Annotated in this window: 21 protein-coding genes; all 21 read right to left on the bottom strand. The window is 40.1% G+C overall.

Annotated features, from left to right (window positions below):
• Positions 1-292: 292 nt before the first annotated feature.
• On the bottom strand, positions 293-2014 hold the full coding sequence (recN, locus tag ABD006_RS01770) for a DNA repair protein RecN (RefSeq protein WP_343836875.1): 1722 nt from the start codon (positions 2012-2014) through the stop codon (positions 293-295).
• A gap of 28 nt (positions 2015-2042) precedes the next feature.
• Positions 2043-2492 carry a transcriptional regulator AhrC/ArgR gene (gene ahrC / locus ABD006_RS01775; protein ID WP_343836878.1) on the bottom strand — a complete coding sequence of 150 codons (450 nt, stop codon included), beginning with the start codon at positions 2490-2492 and terminating at the stop codon, positions 2043-2045.
• Positions 2493-2663: 171 nt separating this feature from the next.
• On the bottom strand, positions 2664-3476 hold the full coding sequence (locus tag ABD006_RS01780) for a TlyA family RNA methyltransferase (RefSeq protein ID WP_343836880.1): 813 nt from the start codon (positions 3474-3476) through the stop codon (positions 2664-2666).
• Positions 3473-5374, bottom strand: coding sequence for a 1-deoxy-D-xylulose-5-phosphate synthase (gene dxs, locus ABD006_RS01785; RefSeq protein ID WP_343836882.1), 1902 nt, complete (start codon positions 5372-5374; stop codon positions 3473-3475). Before dxs ends, ABD006_RS01780 begins: the two co-directional genes overlap by 4 nt.
• A 16-nt stretch (positions 5375-5390) precedes the next feature.
• Positions 5391-5993, bottom strand: a complete 603-nt coding sequence (locus tag ABD006_RS01790) for a CNNM metal transporter family protein (protein WP_343836884.1) — start codon at positions 5991-5993, stop codon at positions 5391-5393.
• Positions 5994-6804: 811 nt separating this feature from the next.
• Positions 6805-7680, bottom strand: coding sequence for a polyprenyl synthetase family protein (locus ABD006_RS01795; RefSeq protein WP_343836886.1), 876 nt, complete (start codon positions 7678-7680; stop codon positions 6805-6807).
• A gap of 8 nt (positions 7681-7688) precedes the next feature.
• Entirely contained in the window at positions 7689-7925 is a 237-nt protein-coding gene (locus ABD006_RS01800) for an exodeoxyribonuclease VII small subunit (RefSeq protein WP_343836888.1), read from the bottom strand.
• Positions 7918-9273: an exodeoxyribonuclease VII large subunit gene (gene xseA, locus ABD006_RS01805; protein ID WP_343836890.1), complete on the bottom strand. Its 1356-nt coding sequence runs from the start codon at positions 9271-9273 to the stop codon at positions 7918-7920. The genes ABD006_RS01800 and xseA overlap by 8 nt, the downstream gene beginning before the upstream one ends.
• 16 nt (positions 9274-9289) lie before the next feature.
• Complete coding sequence (gene folD / locus ABD006_RS01810; protein ID WP_343836892.1) at positions 9290-10141, bottom strand: bifunctional methylenetetrahydrofolate dehydrogenase/methenyltetrahydrofolate cyclohydrolase FolD; 852 nt, start codon at positions 10139-10141, stop codon at positions 9290-9292.
• Positions 10142-10153: 12 nt separating this feature from the next.
• A complete protein-coding gene (gene nusB / locus ABD006_RS01815; protein ID WP_343836895.1) occupies positions 10154-10540 on the bottom strand; it encodes a transcription antitermination factor NusB in 387 nt (128 codons plus the stop codon).
• Between the two features lie 181 nt (positions 10541-10721).
• Positions 10722-11126, bottom strand: coding sequence for an Asp23/Gls24 family envelope stress response protein (locus ABD006_RS01820; protein ID WP_425542169.1), 405 nt, complete (start codon positions 11124-11126; stop codon positions 10722-10724).
• 32 nt (positions 11127-11158) lie between these two features.
• Positions 11159-12517, bottom strand: a complete 1359-nt coding sequence (gene accC / locus ABD006_RS01825) for an acetyl-CoA carboxylase biotin carboxylase subunit (protein ID WP_343836899.1) — start codon at positions 12515-12517, stop codon at positions 11159-11161.
• Positions 12518-12530: 13 nt separating this feature from the next.
• Positions 12531-13049: an acetyl-CoA carboxylase biotin carboxyl carrier protein gene (accB, locus tag ABD006_RS01830; RefSeq protein WP_343836901.1), complete on the bottom strand. Its 519-nt coding sequence runs from the start codon at positions 13047-13049 to the stop codon at positions 12531-12533.
• A 238-nt stretch (positions 13050-13287) separates the two neighbouring features.
• Entirely contained in the window at positions 13288-13875 is a 588-nt protein-coding gene (locus ABD006_RS01835; protein WP_343836903.1) for a SpoIIIAH-like family protein, read from the bottom strand.
• Positions 13876-13892: 17 nt separating this feature from the next.
• Entirely contained in the window at positions 13893-14522 is a 630-nt protein-coding gene (spoIIIAG, locus tag ABD006_RS01840; protein WP_343836905.1) for a stage III sporulation protein AG, read from the bottom strand.
• A complete protein-coding gene (gene spoIIIAF / locus ABD006_RS01845) occupies positions 14519-15130 on the bottom strand; it encodes a stage III sporulation protein AF (RefSeq protein WP_343836908.1) in 612 nt (203 codons plus the stop codon). Before spoIIIAF ends, spoIIIAG begins: the two co-directional genes overlap by 4 nt.
• A 13-nt stretch (positions 15131-15143) precedes the next feature.
• The gene (spoIIIAE, locus tag ABD006_RS01850) at positions 15144-16337 is read right to left on the bottom strand and encodes a stage III sporulation protein AE (RefSeq protein ID WP_343836910.1); all 1194 of its coding nucleotides are present in this window, start codon (positions 16335-16337) and stop codon (positions 15144-15146) included.
• Between the two features lie 21 nt (positions 16338-16358).
• Positions 16359-16748: a stage III sporulation protein AD gene (spoIIIAD, locus tag ABD006_RS01855; protein WP_343836912.1), complete on the bottom strand. Its 390-nt coding sequence runs from the start codon at positions 16746-16748 to the stop codon at positions 16359-16361.
• 4 nt (positions 16749-16752) lie between these two features.
• Positions 16753-16971: a stage III sporulation protein AC gene (gene spoIIIAC / locus ABD006_RS01860; protein WP_370521845.1), complete on the bottom strand. Its 219-nt coding sequence runs from the start codon at positions 16969-16971 to the stop codon at positions 16753-16755.
• 25 nt (positions 16972-16996) lie between these two features.
• The gene (spoIIIAB, locus tag ABD006_RS01865; protein ID WP_343836916.1) at positions 16997-17509 is read right to left on the bottom strand and encodes a stage III sporulation protein SpoIIIAB; all 513 of its coding nucleotides are present in this window, start codon (positions 17507-17509) and stop codon (positions 16997-16999) included.
• Entirely contained in the window at positions 17454-18428 is a 975-nt protein-coding gene (spoIIIAA, locus tag ABD006_RS01870) for a stage III sporulation protein AA (RefSeq protein WP_343836919.1), read from the bottom strand. The genes spoIIIAB and spoIIIAA overlap by 56 nt, the downstream gene beginning before the upstream one ends.
• Positions 18429-18432: the final 4 nt, after the last annotated feature.

Here is an 18432-nt window from a genome sequence, read left to right on the forward strand (position 1 = left end):
CACAGACCTGGGAGCCGCAGCTGGACATAGAAAAGCGGAGGCGACCGTTTAGGCCCGACGGCATAAGCAGAATATCCGGAGTGGCCGTATTTTGGCCATGGAGGGTATTCTGCTTATGACCGCTTGGGCCTGGGAGCCGGAGCTGGACATAGAAAAGCAGAGGCGACCGTTTAGGCCCGGCGGCATAAGCAGAATATCCGGGGTGGCCGTAGTTTGGCCATGGAGGGTATTCTGCTTATGACCGCTTGGGCCTGGGAGCCGCAGCTGGACAGAAAAAAGCCGACTGCGAGGCTTACTTTAAATCATTAGCGAGGCTTATAAGTTCTTCCGCGTGCTCTTTCGTGGTTTCTGTCAATTCTGTACCTGAAATCATACGGCCAATTTCATTAATTTTATCTTTATGATTAAGCTCATTTACTTTCGTAATGGTGCGATCCTGCCTTATTTCTTTTTCAATTAATAAATGAATATCTGCCATAGAGGCTACTTGAGGAAGATGGGAAATACATAATACCTGAGAGCTATTCGATATTGAATAAATCTTTTCTGCAATTGCCTGTGCGACTCTGCCACTTACACCTGTGTCTACTTCATCAAATATCACACTGGTCACACCCTGGTGGCGGGCAAAGTTCTTTTTAATCGCAAGCATAATTCTGGAAAGCTCTCCGCCGGAAGCAATTTTGTGAACCTCTTTAAGCGGCTCGCCAACATTTGTACTGATTAAAAACTGAACTTTATCAAAGCCATTTTCATGCAGTTTGACTTTTCGCCCTTTCCATTCCGGATCAGATGCTGATCCTTCCTGTATTGAAAAATGAACATCAAAATCAGCCTTTTCCAGATACAGGTCCTTTAGCTCAGATAGAATGGCTTCTTTTAATTTTTCTGCCGCTTTCTTTCTTAGTTCATGAAGCTGTTCTGCAGCCAGTAATACGTCACGTCCTTTATTTTTAAGGTCCTGTTCTAACTTACTTAAATGGACGTCCTTGTTTTCTAATTGCTCAATTTCCTCATCAATCTTCGCTGCATAGTTCAGTATTTCCTCTACAGATTGGCCATATTTACGCTTCAAACGGTTGATTTCATTTAAACGTCCTTCGATTTCATTCAGCCTTTCCGGGTTGTATTCCATTTCCTCTAATTTATTACGCAAATCAAAGGAAAGCTCTTCAATTGTATAGTAATAATTAGAAATGTCACTGGCCTTCGTTCCCAGCTCCTCATCAAATTCTTTAATATTTTCCAGGGATGACATGCTAAGAGCCAGCCAATCCAGTGCCTTTTGTTCTCCATACAGGGCATGATAGGCATCAGATATATTTTGATAAATCTTCTCGTAATTTTGCAGCGTGTTTCGCTCCTGTTCGAGCTGCACATCTTCATCAAGGGTTAATTCTGCCTCTTCCAGTTCCTGTTGCTGAAATTTGAGCAAATCCAGTCTCTGAGCAATTTCCTGTTCATTTTCACTTAGTTCATGGTACCTGCGTTTCAATTTTTTGTACTCTTCATAGATTTCCTTATATTCCTGTTTGGCATGCATAATTTCTTTCTGACCGTATAAATCTAATAATGCCAAATGTTTTTCAGTATCCATTAGGGATTGTGTTTCATGCTGGCTATGGATATCAATTAAGGTTTGTCCAAACTCACGCAAAATAGCCAGGGTAACCAGTTTTCCATTTACACGGCAGATGCTTTTACCGGAAGCTGTAATGGTCCGATTTAAGACAAGCATCCCCTCTTCGTCCATTTCGACTCCAAACTCTTCTGCTTTCCGGTAGGCGGAATGCTCCTGTGAATCCAGAAAAAACAGCCCTTCGATTTCAGCTTTTTTGGAGCCATGGCGGACAAATTCCACAGAGCCCCTGCCACCTGCAAGAAGCTGGATAGCATCAATGATAATGGATTTTCCGGCACCCGTTTCCCCAGTTAATACGGTTAATCCATCTCTAAAATTAATTTTAATTTCATCAATAATGGCAAAATCTTTTATCGATAATTCTGCTAACACGGTTTCCACCTCTAATTTTTGTGGATTTTTAAAGCATATCTAAAAGCTGGGCTTCAATGTGATCGATTTGATCCGCTGAACGGCAAATAATCAGACAAGTATCATCTCCGCATATGGTCCCCATAATTTCTTCCCATTCTAAGTTATCAATAAGTGCCCCAATCGCATGCGCATTCCCGGGTAACGTTTTAAGCACAATAAAATGTCCAGCCTTATCAATCTTAACAAAGGCATCCATCATTAGCCTTCTTAACTTATTTAATGGATTAAAGCGCTGATCGGCTGGCAGACTGTATTTATATTTTCCATTAGCTGAGGGTACTTTCACGAGATGAAGTTCTTTTATATCACGGGATACTGTTGCCTGTGTAACATTTAAACCCAGACTTTTCAGCTCATCGACTAATTCGTCCTGAGTTTCAATCTCATTTTCGGTTATAATTTCACGAATTTTTATATGCCTTTGTCCCTTGTTCATTGCTTCTCCTCATTTCCATGATATTCTATCAAAGCGTTTTCTTATGCTCTGTCTCTAAGTTAACAAGAAAAACGAAAAGTGGCAATAGAGGGATTATCAGGGGATATGTAACATATGGAGGGAAAAGAGAGACTACATCTACAAAGGATGAGTCTCTTTTGGCTGGTTTCCTTACTTTCGCAATTCCTGATGTGCATCTTTGATAGTCTGATTGATGTCAATTGTATCCTTAATGCTTCCGTCCTGCTGATTCCACTTAAGGTGAAGTAAGAATTCAACATTCCCTTCGCCACCTGTAATCGGCGAAAAGGTCAAATTTTCCACAGTATAGCCTTCCTTCACACTAAACTCAATCATGTTCGTGATAACCTCTTTATGAACAGCGGGATCTTTAATAATTCCTTTCTTTCCCACTTGCTCCCTTCCTGCTTCAAATTGGGGTTTTACAAGAGCAACGATATCACTTTCGTCAAGTAAAAGCTCTTTTAAAACGGGTAAAATTACACGCAGAGAAATAAACGAAACATCAATCGTAGCGAAATTTGGACGACCTGAAGTCAGATGCTCAGGCTTTACATACCTGAAATTCGTTTTTTCCCTAACTATAACCCTGTCATCATTTCTCAATTTCCAGTCCAGTTGATTCTGTCCAACATCAATAGCATAGCTTAATTTTGCTCCATTTTGCAGTGCGCAATCCGTAAAGCCACCCGTAGACGAACCAATATCAATCATCTGTTTTTCCTTCACGGTTAATTCAAAGGCTTTTAAGGCTTTTTCCAGTTTCAAGCCTCCACGACTTACATAATTATGTGTTTTCCCTTTAATTTCAATGGGAATTTCAGTCTCAACCTTCATACCTGGCTTGTCCAATCTTACTTGCTCGGAAAAGACTAAACCCGCCATAATTGTACGTTTAGCCTTTTCTCTTGTTTCAAAATAGCCTCTGTCCACTAAAAGTACATCTAGTCTCGTTTTCTTCATCCTTGCTCAAGTCCTAACTTATTTGGGATTAATTCCTTTAAAGAGTTTACCACTTCATTTGTTGTTAAGCCAATTTCATCCCACAATTCACTGACACTTCCATGTTCAATAAATTGGTCAGGAATTCCCATTCTTTTCATGCATATCTTTCCTAATAAATTTCTCTCTTCAGCAAATTCAACAACAGCGCTGCCGAATCCTCCCTGCAGTACATGTTCCTCGAGGGTTAATACCGGGATATTTTCTGAAAAAATCTCTTTTAGCATTTTTTCATCTAAAGGCTTAATAAAGCGGGCATTGACTACTCTTATGCTAATTCCGGATTGCTCCAGCTGCTCGCTTGCTTTTAATGCCATATCAATGGTCGTCCCAAAGGTTAAAATGACACCATCATGGCCTTCCTTAAGTACCTCCCAGGAACCAATAGGAATGGATTTAAACGTTTCGTCGACCTCAATCCCTTTTGCATTCCCTCTTGGGTAGCGAATAGCAATAGGACCCTCATTATATTCAATTGCGGTATAGACCATATGCTGGCCTTCATTTTCATCCTTTGGCATCATAACAACCATATTCGGTATATGACGCATAAAGGATATATCAAAAACTCCCTGATGGGTTTCTCCGTCAGCTCCAACTAATCCAGCCCGGTCAATTCCAAATACTACATTTAAGTTTTGTCTGCATACATCATGGACCACTTGATCATACCCTCGCTGCAGGAAGGTCGAATAAATGGAGAGAAAAGGCTTCATACCCTGTGTGGCCAATCCGCCGGAAAGTGTGGTTGCATGCTGTTCTGCAATTCCGACATCATAAAGGCGATCCGGAAATTCCTTTTTGAATTTTTCAAGCTTAGATCCTACTGTCATGGCGGGGGTAATCGCCACAACCTTTTCATTCTTACGGGCAATTTTGCTTAAGGCATCACTGATCACCTGACTCCAGGCAGGGCCTTTTCCTTTTTTCTTTAATGATTCACCGGATTCAATCTTATATGGTCCTACCCCATGCCAGGTTCCAACCTTATCCTGTTCAGCAGGGTGATAACCTTTCCCCTTCTTGGTAATCACATGGACAATGACCGGACCTTCTGTTTTTTTCGCATAACGAATATTTTCAATCAGGTTTTCAAAATTATGACCATCCACGGGTCCATAATAAGTAAAGCCTAACTCCTCAAAAAACATACCGGGCAGAATAAATGATTTCATACCATCTTTAAGGTGCTCGGCTGTTTGGGCGAGCTTCCCGCCAAATGCAGGTATCCTTTTCATAAAGCTCTCCAGTTCATCTTTAAACCAGTGGTATTTATTGGCACTGCGCAAACGGCCAAGTACATTGTGCAGTGCACCAACATTTGGTGCGATGGACATTTCATTATCATTTAAAATGACAGTCAGGTTCTTCTTTTCATGGCCTATATGGTTGAGAGCTTCAAGAGCCATACCACCAGTTAACGCACCGTCACCGATAATAGGAACCACATAATGGTCCTGTCCCTTTAAATCCCGGGCAATTGCCATACCCATTGCCGCTGATAGGGAGGTGGAACTATGCCCTGTTTCCCAATGATCATGTTCACTTTCCATACGCTTAGGAAAACCAGACAACCCTTTATATTTTTTTAAGGTATTAAATTGATTCGTTCTGCCTGTGAGTATCTTATGTATATACGACTGATGCCCGACATCCCAGATAAATTTATCCTCTGGACTGTTGAATTCTTTATGAAGGGCTAGGGTTAATTCTACTACACCTAGGTTAGGCCCTAAATGCCCTCCAGTTTTTGACAGAGTTTGGATTAAGAACTCCCTGATCTCATCTGCAAATGATTCCAGTTGCTCAACAGAATATTGTTTTAAAAAAGCAGGATCTTTAATAAAGTTCAGATCCATCGCGGATCACTCACCTTCATTGGGAATTTCGTTTATTTTTCTTCTTAAGGGACGGAAGAATTTTTATTCTCAGGTTCTGTTCAATAAAAGCTATCGCCCGGCCCGCAAATAAAATAATCTTTGTTGACGCATGGACACCAAAAAATTTTCCTAACGCTTTTCCACCAACTGTCAGGGCTGCAACAACACTTGTAAAAACAATCGATATCACCATATGCTGGGATGACTCCTCCGGGAAGCCGAAACCAAAGGCAATTTGGAGTACAACTGTAGCAGATGCGGTACCGCTTACAATGCCTGCTATGTCCCCTATTACATCATTACAAAAGCTCGCAAACCGGTCCCTGTTTCTTACAATTACAATGGATTGTCTGGCTCCATATATTTTTTCGGCAGCCATGGAATGAAAAGGCACCTCATCTGCAGCCGTAGCAGCAATACCGAACATATCAAAAATGACACCCACTAACACTATTCCCAGGACAATTAATAAGCCGGCAAACCAGCCTACACCCTGTAAAAGGACACTTGAGATAACTGAAAAAAGTGCCGCTAACACAAATGTGATAACGGCAATACTTATACTAAATCGGAGTGATTTCCTGTAATCTTCGTTCATTTAAATACCTCTATATGTATAAATTATTATTGATTATAACAAGTAGGGATGGCCATTTAAAGGATAAAAATTGCAGCTTAGGTCCAGTAGGTTTTCCCAGATGAATACCATGAGTTGCCTCAATGGCGGTTCCCCTTTAAACTCATCTTAGCCCCGTTTCCGGAAAGCTAGACTGGATTACCACTTAGTCTGCACTATAATCTCCTTTAAATGTCCACCGGAACAGTCTAGGAGTTTTCCTCGACAGTCTTTAACCGTTCCCTAGCCTCTTTTGCAGTATTGATTTCAATTGGTGATAGGTGAACAAAATAGTGGCCTGCTATTTTGTCACTTTTTAAACCAATATCCCCTCAACACCACTCAAGGCAGGCTACGCTGTGGATAGAGTTTCCCCATCCCTATCTCACAGGTTCATACCCCATCCCATAATACTTTGAGCTATCAAAGCATCACAGCAATGGGCCTCCGCGGAAGCAGGGTCAACGCCCACATGCCTTTGTGGATCGGCCTGCAACCTTAACTCCCAGCACCGACCCAAGGCTGGGCGCCTCAAGCCGGCACAAGGAACTTCATCGATGTGCCCTTTGGCGGATTTTTAGGCCCGCCTTCAGGAACGGAGGACCGACTAGAATACTGCACCATCCCTATTTTGTATCTTTATAATATCATATTTTCATTGTCTTGCTCAATGACAATTATTATCAGTTTTTCATAGAGAAAAAGGGGAAGCGCCCTTTCCTGATCTCACGTCGATAATGACTTCATTTTTTAATTCCTAAACCAAAAGGAAAATAGATGAACATTTTCCAGATTACATTTCCCTGTTTCCTAAGAACTCAACAAAGTCAAATAGCAATCGATCTTTTACATTCGCCTGTTTTAAAGCCTGTTCAGCTTTTTCCATCAATTCTTCCTTCTTTTTAATCGCACCATCCAAACCTAAAATGCCGGGGTACGTACTCTTTTTGCTTTTCTCATCACTTCCCACAGGCTTACCCAGTTTCTTTTCATCCCCAATTATATCGAGTATATCATCCTGTATTTGAAAAATAAGTCCTAAGTAGGTTGCATATTCATCTAGTGATTCGAGCTGTGGAGGAGTTGCACCCGCTAAATAAGCTCCACTTCGAACAGCGAAACGAATAAGTCTGCCTGTTTTGAATAAATGAATCTGGTTTATTTCATCCAGAGTAAGGGATTTATCCTCTGCATCAAGATCAAGGATTTGTCCGCCTACCATACCTTCAGCTCCTGCAGCCTCAGATAATTCTGCAGATAAAAACACTTTCTCTTCTGCACTTAAATTCGCTGAGCCAATGATCATTTGAAAGGCTGTTGTCAACAGGGCATCTCCAGCTAATATCGCAGTTGCCTCATCAAATTTTCTGTGATTAGTAAGCTGTCCACGTCGGTAATTATCATCGTCCATAGCCGGGAGATCGTCATGAACTAAGGAATAGGTATGTACCATCTCCAGAGCAATAGCAGGATCATATACTTTTTCATCGAGTTCAGAATAAGCTTCAAATGCCGCCATCATCAAAAACGGCCTTAATCTTTTTCCACCGGCTTCAATAGAGTACAGCATCGACTCTTTTAATTTCTCTGGTGCTTGAAGAGATTTTAGTTTTTCACTCAATTTCTCGTTAAATATCGCTTGATATCGGTTAATATATTGGGAAACCATTTCGTTATTTAATCCTCCTGGATAGAAAAGGGCTCAAATTCACCTTGATCATTTAAAATTTGTTCCATTTGTTTCTCAACTTTTGTCAGTTTATCATTACAGAATTTTGATAGCTTCATGCCTTCCTGATAGTATTCAATAGCTTTTTCAAGGGGTACATCGCCTTCTTCCAGCTTTTCTACGATATTTTCCAGCTTTTCAACGGCCTCTTCAAAGCTAATTTCCTGTTTTTCATTTTCACTCATTTTTTTGATCCTCCTCTTCTAATCCCAATACTTGGCAATCTACTAAACCATCTTTCAATCTTACATACATTTTGTCTCCAGGCTGAACCTGCGAGACGGTTCTGACCACATTTTTCTGTTGATCATAGGGAATAGCATATCCGCGTCGAATAACTTCCATAGGGTTTAATAATGATAACTTTTCTACATCCTTCTGAAAGCTGGTCATTTTTTGCTGCAGCACATATTTCATTTGCTTATGGAGTCTGCTTCTGATTTGAGTGACATTTTTCTGCATTTCTCCGATTTTCCGGTCCGGATGATGCTGTAAGAGCCTTTTATTTAAATGCTCATTATTTTCCTTTTTACGCTGTATATATTGCCTCGAGGCCCTTTGCATTTGTTCAAACATCCGGTCCAGATCCTGTTCCTTTTGTCTTAGCATATGTACAGGATAGCGAAATGCATAGGATTCCCTCAGTGAGATTAGCCGGTCACGATTGGCCTGTGTCTTCGTTTGCAGGGCTCGTACTATACGATTTCTCATAACAGTCATACGATCTGCCACTTCTTTTAAAGAAGGTACTGCCAGTTCAGCGGCTCCTGTCGGGGTAGGTGCCCGTAAATCTGCGGCAAAATCACTGATGGTATAATCGGTTTCGTGACCTACCGCTGAAATCACCGGGATGCTGGAATCCACAATGGCACGGGCCACGCGTTCTTCATTAAAATTCCATAATTCCTCAATAGAACCTCCCCCTCGTCCTACAATTAAAACATCAAACTGGTCTAATGAATTCGCCTTTTTGATGGCTTGAACAATTGAATCTGCTCCATTTTTCCCCTGGACGAGTACGGGTATTAATGTTTTTTTCGCGATTGGATATCGGCGATTTAATGTGGAGAAAATATCGCGGATAGCCGCTCCTGTCGGGGAAGTAATGACCCCAATATGTTCCGGATATGCAGGAATCGGCTTTTTTAAACGTGGATCAAACAGTCCTTCAGCTCCAAGTTTTTTCTTTAACTGTTCATAAGCTAAATATAGAGAGCCAATTCCATCTGGCTGCATCTCATGGATATACAGCTGGTATTGGCCATATGGTTCATATACACCAATTTCCCCTTTTATAAGGACATTCATCCCGTCCTCAGGAGTAAATTTAATGAATCGGTTGTAGCTGGCGAACATCACGGCCTGTATTCTCGACCGATCATCCTTGATTGTTAAATACATGTGCCCACGGGAGTGACGTTTAAAATTAGATATCTCTCCCCGTAAATAAACCTGCTTTAAATTACGGTCCGTTTCAATTTTTCGTTTCACATACCTGGTTAAAGCCGTCACTGTTAAGTACCGATCTTTCACAGTAATTGATCCCCTTTTATGATGATATTTGTTTGGCTGCTTTCAGGGTGTTCTGGAGAAGCATCGTGATGGTCATTGGGCCTACTCCCTTGGGTACAGGTGTAATATAGGAAGCTGTTTCTTTCACAGATTCAAAATCCACATCACCTGCCAGGGAGCCATCTGACAGATAATTATTTCCAACATCAACCACCACTGCACCTTCTTTAACAGCATCTTTACCTATCATTTTAGCTTTACCTACTGCAACAATTAAAATATCCGCCTGTCTTGTGATATGAACTAAATTTTCTGTTGCGGAATGACAGTAAGTTACCGTCGCATTTTCGTTTAGGAATAACTGTCCGACCGGCTTACCGACAATATTACTTCTTCCCACAACAACCACATGTTTCCCTTTGATTGGAATATTGCTTTTTTTAATCATCTCAAGTATTCCCAGGGGTGTACAGGGAACAAAGGCATCCTGATTTGTCTGAAGACGACCTATATTATAAGGATGAAAACCATCTACATCTTTTTCCGGAGCAATACTCTCAATAATTACCTTTTCGTCTATCTGCGCAGGAAGTGGTAATTGGACAAGGATCCCATGAACACTTGAATCTTCATTTAATTGATTTACATGCTGTAGGAGTTGTCCCTGTGTTGTCTCTTCCGGAAGTTCGATTACGCTTGAACGAATACCTGCTTTTTCACATGCACGCTGTTTAAACTTCACATATGATTTTGAGGCAGGATTATCCCCGACAATAACAACGGTCAAACCCGGGTGGATATTTTTCTTTTCAAGTTCCTTTACATCTGCTTTTAGTTTTTCTCTTATTTCCTCTGCAATTTTGCTTCCATATATAATTTCTGCAGTCATTCCAATTCCCCTTCATTCATCAGATACAATTTTTGAAAGAACACCATTAATGAATTTGCCTGAATTTTCCTCTCCATATTCTTTGGCAATCTCTACAGCCTCATTAATGGAAACTTTTAACGGAATCGTTTCATTATATTTAATTTCATAAACGGCTAATCTTAGAAGCGTACGTTCAACTGAGGCAATTCGGTTCAAACTCCAATTCACGAGTTGTTCCGAAATAGCCTTATCAATTTCATCTTTGTATGTAATCACACCACGTACTAACTCACTGGTAAATTCATGAATAGCTGCACCCTCCAATGCAAAATCTGCTGCATCCTCAAAGGTAATGTCATGATTTTCCATTTGAAATAGTACCTGAAATGCTTTTATTCTGGCTTCTCTACGATTCATGTTTGTTCTCCTTTATTGACCATTATGCTAGCCTGTAACATCTATTATCCCTAAAATCATAACATTTTAGCATGGAAAAGAAAAGCAGTGTACCTACCATAAAGCCCTAATGGTCCATGGAGGTTATTCAAAAATAAATTGACCATGGAAGACTCTCCTCCATGGTCAACAATCTTTGTAATCATGCTTCACCGGTACCGACTTCATCTTCTTTAGCATCAATTTGAACGGCAACAATGTGCACATTTACTTCTTCAATTTCAAGGGCTGTCATATTTTTTAGTGTCTGACGGATGTTATCCTGAATCTGCTGTGCAACAGTCGGTATGGATACACCATATTCCAGTACCGAATATGTATCAATTTTAATGCCATTATCCGTTAGTTCAACTTTTATTCCTTTTCCATGATTCTTTTTACCAAATCTCTCTGTGACATTAGAAGCAAAGTTCCCGCGCATTTGTACAACACCTTTTACTTCATTGGCTGCAATTCCGGCAATTACTTCTATAACTTCAGGTGCAATTTGAACATTTCCTAAGGATGTATCTTCACTAACATTTAACAAGTTGTTATCCTGCAACAAAAGTCACCCCTTTCTAAATGGTGAAGCTCAATTCATTCCTCATCTTCCATTATATGATAGGTTTCAAGGAACTTTGTATTAAAATCCCCATCTTTAAATACATCATGCTTCATCATCCGCTCATGGAAAAGAATTGTTGAATGGATGCCATCTACAACAAATTCATCAAGCGCCCTGCTCATTCGGTTGATGGCTTCTTCCCGTGTTTTTCCGAACGTAATCAGCTTAGCTATCATGGAATCATAATAAGGAGGTATTCTCCATCCTGAATAGGCAGCCGAATCCACTCGGACACCTAACCCACCTGGAGGAAGGTACATACGAATATCTCCGGCGGATGGCATGAAGTTTTTCACGGGATCCTCTGCATTTATTCTACACTCAATCGCCCAGCCTGTAAACGTAACATCCTCCTGACTTAGAGTAAGCTGTTTGCCATTTGCTACTCTAATCTGTTCTTTAATCAAATCCACTCCGGTAATTTGTTCTGTTACTGGATGTTCCACTTGGATACGCGTATTCATCTCCATAAAATAAAACTTCTTATCTGTACGATCGAATATAAATTCGATTGTACCGGCCCCTCTATAATTTACTGCCCGCGCAGCCTTTACCGCAGCCTGTCCCATTTCCTGGCGAATACTTTCGGTAAGAGCCGGGGAAGGAGCTTCTTCAATTAATTTTTGCATGCGACGCTGAATGGTGCAATCTCTTTCACCCAAATGTATAGTATTCCCATATTCATCAGCTAATACCTGAATTTCAACATGACGGAAATCCTCAATAAACTTTTCCAGATAGACTCCAGGATTGCCAAAGGCTGTTTCTGCTTCATTTTGGGTCATACGTATCCCATTAATCAATTCATCTTCAGTACGGGCAACACGGATTCCTTTACCGCCGCCTCCTGCGGTAGCCTTAATGATTACCGGGAATCCGATTTCATTGGCCACTTTCAGCCCTTCTTCTTCATTCTCGATAATTCCATCAGAACCAGGGACTATAGGTACACCAGCCTGTTTCATGGTGTCTCTTGCCACATCCTTTGTTCCCATCTTTTGAATAGAGTACGCGCTTGGACCAACAAAGGTAATATTACACTCTTCGCAAATTTCTGCGAAGTCCGGATTCTCTGACAAAAAGCCATAACCTGGATGAATAGCATCCACTTCTGTTAAAGTAGCTAACGTCATTATATTTGTAATATTAAGGTAGCTGTCCTTACTTAACGCAGGGCCTATACAATAAGCCTCATCTGCGAGTTGTACATGTAGCGACTCCTGGTCAGGCTCTGAATAAACAGCCACCGTACGAATTCCTAACTCCTTACAGGCGCGAATAATACGTACAGCAATCTCGCCTCGATTTGCAACTAATAATTTTTTTATCAACGAAGTCAACCCCTTACTTGCTCTTCACTCTGAATAACGGTTGTCCATATTCCACAAGTTCTCCATCTTCCACAAGAATATCAACAATTTCACCATTTATTTCTGCTTCAATTTCATTAAACAGCTTCATCGCTTCTACAATACATACGATAGAATCATTGGTTACACGATCTCCTACCTGAACATACGGATCTTTATCGGGAGAAGGGGAACAATAAAAGGTTCCTACCATTGGTGAAGTAATTTCTTCATCGTAGTCCTTCGTTTCTCCCTGCTTTTCTTCTGCAGGCGCCAGGTTTTCAACAACTTTTGCTTCCGCCTTTGCTTCAGCTTTCGATTGCTCATCAACGGTTGGTTTCACTTGTTCAAGTACTCCCGGATCCTTTTGAATCACTACTGGCTGGCTTCCCTGCTCAGCACTCTCCTGCTTTTTAAGGTTAAGTTTCGTTCCATCGGATTCATAATTTAATTCATTAATAGATGATTCATCGATTAATTTAATGAGTTCCCTGATTTCCTGAACTTTTAACATGACTGGCACTCCTTTATCTTTTTAATGCATAGCTGTTAGCAATCTTTATACAGGTTTTTGTTTTTATTAGCAACTGGTACTAATAATACCTGTTAATATTCTATTATATTTACCTGCTAACCTGCAAGAAAACGTTATAGATAATAGTTCAACATACATTTGTGAAAACCCTTTTTTTATCTGAAATCAGCCGTGAAGTTAAAGAACCTTGCCGTTTATACGACAAGGCACTTCTTATTTACGTATTCGACGGTTGGAAATCAACTTCCACTCTGATCTCTCCAAATTCATCCCTTACCATTTGCATAATATGATTGGCCTCTGTTCCTGAATGTTCGTCCGCTTTTACGGTAACTTTTACAACATTTTCTTCAGCTCTGACTAACACATCAGAGTAGTTCTTTTCCGATTGAATGACTTTTTCCAAAATGGCTTCCTTTGTTTGAACTTCTTCTAATCGATTTTTCTTCTCCATTGCCTCATTCTTTTCTGCTGCTGTAGCGCTACTGGATGTCAGTACTTCATTAAACTGTTCCTTTTGCTGGCTACGCATGTCCTGAATTTCGAGTCTAAGCTGGGTAAACAGATCATCCGTAGAAGTGGATGAAATCGGATTGCCATTTGCATCAACTTCAGTAGCCTCTCCTTCAGTCACATTTGTTTCAATCGTTGAATCTTCATTCGACGTTTCCTCTGAGTTTTCTTTATTATCATCATTAATAAGAGCTACCTGATCGCCTCCCGGTGAGGTCATGTAGTAAACACTCAGCACAATAAGCAGACTTAACATGGTTAATAACCACACAGTTTGTTTCTTTAGCATCATTTATAATTCCTCCTTAATTAATTTTTTTTGGGTGCTACAGATATACGATGTGTCGGTACATCCAGCACACGGGAAACAGCTTCAATCACCATTTCCTCTGTCTGGACATTTCCCAGACCGTTGCCCACGATTAATACCCCGCGTACTTTAGGTTTTTTCGTTTGAATCAGTATCGGTGACTCATCATTTTGACTTCGCACAATAACGGTCTGCTTATCCTCTGAAAACTCCTCTATTGTACGATCCCCCCCATTTGAATCTTCCTCTTCTGTTGTCTGTTCGTTTGTGGTTGTATTTTTTTCATAGATTTTAAGCGAAGTAGCGTCTAAGTTTACCATCACATCAACACCTGAAATCCCCTCCATACTCTTCAGCATTTCTTTTAGTTCTGTTTCATATTGTTTTTCCATTTCAGCTATGATACTTGCTTTGTCTGGCTCGCTCTTATGGGTTTCAACCCCGCTATTTTTTGGGGTACTCTGGTTTTGTTCTAAATAAGGGGCTGGTTCATTTGAATCATCCTGAAAAATATTACTCGTAAGTACAAGCAGGATCCCTACTAATCCAAGAATCATCACATATGAGAGTTTAGTAGGCTTTCCATTTTCATCCTTTCTCAATTTAAAAAGAGACCAAAAATTTTTCATGTTTGATTCCCTCCTTCCCCAATGATTGAGATTTTATCTTTGGATATTTCCCAGAAGGAGGATAAATCATTTTTGATGTCCTCTATGGGAAGCTTTTCTTCAGTTGCTGGTTCTTCATCAATGTCAACATCTACTTCGCGTATTTCCTGATTTGCTGTTTCTTCAGATCGTTTAATGGCTACTGAAAGCATTTCGATATTCTCCCAATTAACCTCCTCTGATTGATCTGGAAATGTAAATTTAATATCTTGAATCATGACTCCATATTTTTTCATCAACTCCTCTTCAGCTATTGTTTTTAATTGTTGAGCTATCTGATTTAATATATATGCACGTTGTGAGGCTTGTATATCTATTTTTTGATTTTCTATCTCTTTTTCCAGTTGTTCTGATTCGTTTGACCCAGAGAGAAGCTCATTCTGCAGGAATTTTGATGGATTGGCATTAAACACATGAAATAAGGGCTGAAGAAAAATTAATACGAGAATCATCCCTACTGCAAACCGTACGTATTTTTGCATTGATGATTGGGGCATTAATAAATCTACAATCATAGCAATTAATATAAAAATAATGATTTCGGTAACCCAGTCCTGTATATAAGACATCGTTTTCAGCCTCCTAACGTACCATTAAGGTCAAATTGCTGGCAGCTACCAGAATGACAATGGAAAAAAAGAACATCATCGTTACAACGAGCAAGGCTGCAAAAATATACATGATGTGTTTACTTATTAAATCCATCGTATTGATTACCGGTCCTCCTCCTACCGGTTGCAGGATGGCAGCAGCTAATTTATAGATAACCGAAATGACAAAAACCTTGATGGCAGGAAAAAGAGCCACTCCAAGAACAATGATCACTCCGACGATTCCAATGGTATTTTTTAACAGCATAGAGGCTGATAACATTGTATCCGCTGCATCCGTAAACATTCTTCCAATGACAGGGATAAAATTACCCGTCACAAATTTTGCTGTTCTGACAGCCAGTCCATCTGTAATAGCAGTCGTTGCCCCCTGCACAGAAATGACACCTACAAAGATCGTAAAAAATACGCCCAAAACAGAAAGACCAACATTTCTAAGTAGATTGGCCAGCTTGGTTGCCTGATAGTTTTCATTTAATGAGCTTACAATATGGAGAAGAGCCGATAGAAAAATCAGCGGAATAACAAAGGTTGAAATTAAGAAACCACTGACATTGATTAAAAAGAGTATAATCGGCTGAAAAAAAGTAATAGAGGTTATACTTCCCACTGATGCCATAATGCTCAAAATTAACGGCAATAGAGCCCACATAAAATTTGACATTGCATCGATGGCATTATTGGTATAGGACACAGCTAACTGAAAGCTGCTCAAGGCAAGAGTAATTAAAACGAGATAGACGACGGCATATGCAACTTTATTTACGGTTTTGGATTCAAAAGCATTTTGCAGCGTTTGCAAAATAACTGAAAACAGCGTTAATAGAATCAGTGACCCCAGTAATTTCCCATTCGCCAATAATTCATGAAAAAGATACTTTAATAGACCATTGATCCAGCTTTTGATGGATACAGATGCGTCTTCCTTCATAAAATCCGTCAAATCTTTATTAGATAAATCAGGTAAAAACTCCCCATAATTTTCCTTTAGATTTGACCAGTAATCTCCTATTTTTTCATAGGATTGATCCTGTATTTGCTGGTTTGCCCAGCGCTCCGCATTTTGCTGTGGATTCGGTTCAGCAGCTTGTACTTCTTCAGGGAGTAAAAAATAGAAAAAGACTAAAAGAAGAGCCACTATGAATCTTTTAAAGTACACATTCACAATAATTGCTCCCTTCAATCCCTAAACAGGAATAAAGCTAAGAATGGTTTCAATAACAGCTGTCAGGATAGGTATGGCAAGTACGAGAATGAATATTTTCCCAGCCAGTTCAATCTTGGAAGCAATCGAATTCAGACCTGCATCCCGTATAATTTGTGCACCAAATTCGGAAATATAGGCAATACCAATAATTTTCAGAATGGTTTCTACATACATAAAATTAATATTGGCTTTCGTAGTCAAAGTTGAAATCAGCCGGAAAATTTCGGCTATGTGCTGAATGAGGACTAAAAAGATAATGATACCTGTTAACATGACGATAAAGAACGAAATTGAAGGGCTTTGATCACGAACAATAATGGCTAATATAGCAGCCAGCATTCCCAGGGAAACAATTTCAAAGATCCCCATAAATTCAGAATCCTCCCAGGATGATCTGAAAGAGAAAAACCGAGCGGATTTGCTGGAATAATTCGGCTAAGTTATCAATAACCACTAGTAAAACGATGATAAATCCTACTAATGTTGCCCAATGGGCTAAGTCCTCTTTTCCAGCCTGTTTCAGTAGTGTATGAATGATGGCAACAATCAAACCGATTCCTGCAATTTGGAATAAAAGATAAACTTCATTCATCATTTTGAATGCCGACTCCTTTCCACTAAATCAGTAACAGGATCACAAATAATCCTGTCAACACCCCTAAGCTTTTCGCCATTCTTCCATATCTGTATTTTTCCTCTTCAGCATTTGCCAACTCCCTTTCCAAATGGGTTAATGCAAGCTGGATGTGTTTTTGCTGCTGTGTAAAATCATGCTGGCCTAATGTTTTGCCAAACTGGTCCATGATATCCCGTTCTGCTTTCTTCATGGCTGATTGTTTCCAGAATTCCTTTAATGTGGGGTTCCAAATATCATATAAGGTTGTCTGACTAACGGATAATCGATCATGCAGTTCAGAAAAGAAACGGCTCAATGGTGCCGGGATTTGTTTCGATAACTGATAAAAAACTTCATGAATAGGTGTTTGACCATAAACAATTTCAGCTTCCAGAATTTGCAAAGCATTTTTTAATTGCCGGATTTGCTGCGGTCGGTCCGAAAGCCGCTTTGCTATATCAAAGCCTATTTGAGTTGTCGCCAGCAGGAACAACATGGCTCCAATCCATTTCATAATCTTTGCTCCTTACGTGATGATTTTGGGTTTGTCCATTTTCATCCGTCACGGAAATCACCGTGCCAGGTTTAGGGTGATTGGAAAAAGTGACATAGCGTTGAAAAGCATTCTGCCGGAATAAGGGCTGTAATGAAGGACGGCTTCGTACCTCATCCAAATTTTGTCCATGAACACTGCAGATCACGGTTACTCCTGCATAAACTGCTTCCATTAAGGCCTTTACATCTTCTTCCGACCCTATTTCATCCACAGCAATCACATCCGGAGACATGGACCTGATCATCATCATCATCCCTTCAGCTTTTGGACAGGCATCCATTACATCGGTTCGAAGTCCTACATCATGCTGTGGAATTCCGTTCCTGCAGGCAGCAATTTCCGATCGTTCATCAATCACCCCAACCTTTTTAGCCGGATAATGATTATAACCATTACTCATATAGCGAACGATATCTCTTAAGAATGTGGTCTTGCCGCATTTAGGCGGACCAATCAACAGTGTGTTAAGATAACGTTTCTGATATAAAAGCGGAAGATAAGGCTTACTAATGTCCTTTACCTGCCTGGCTATACGTATATTAAAGAAGGTAAGATGCCGAATAGCCTTCACATACCCTCTTTCTGTGTTGACTTTGCCGGAAATACCAACCCGATGACCTCCTTCAATGGTAATGTAGCCTTCCCGAAGCTCGTCCTCAAATCGATAAATCGAATGTTCACTTAATTGATTTAAAATAAACAATCCATCCTGTTTATCCGGCAATAGATGACCAATCATTCTGGAATAGGCAGTAAAAACGAGTTCTATAGGTTTTCCGATACGAATTCTTATTTCCTCCAGCTGGTTCCAGTTCATGATTTCCCTGCGAAGCTTGTCTTCAATCGATTCAGGAAATAACTTTAAAATTTCTTCCAATGTG

The organism is Salinibacillus aidingensis (genome assembly GCF_039522525.1).
GTDB lineage: Bacteria > Bacillota > Bacilli > Bacillales > Alkalibacillaceae > Salinibacillus > Salinibacillus aidingensis.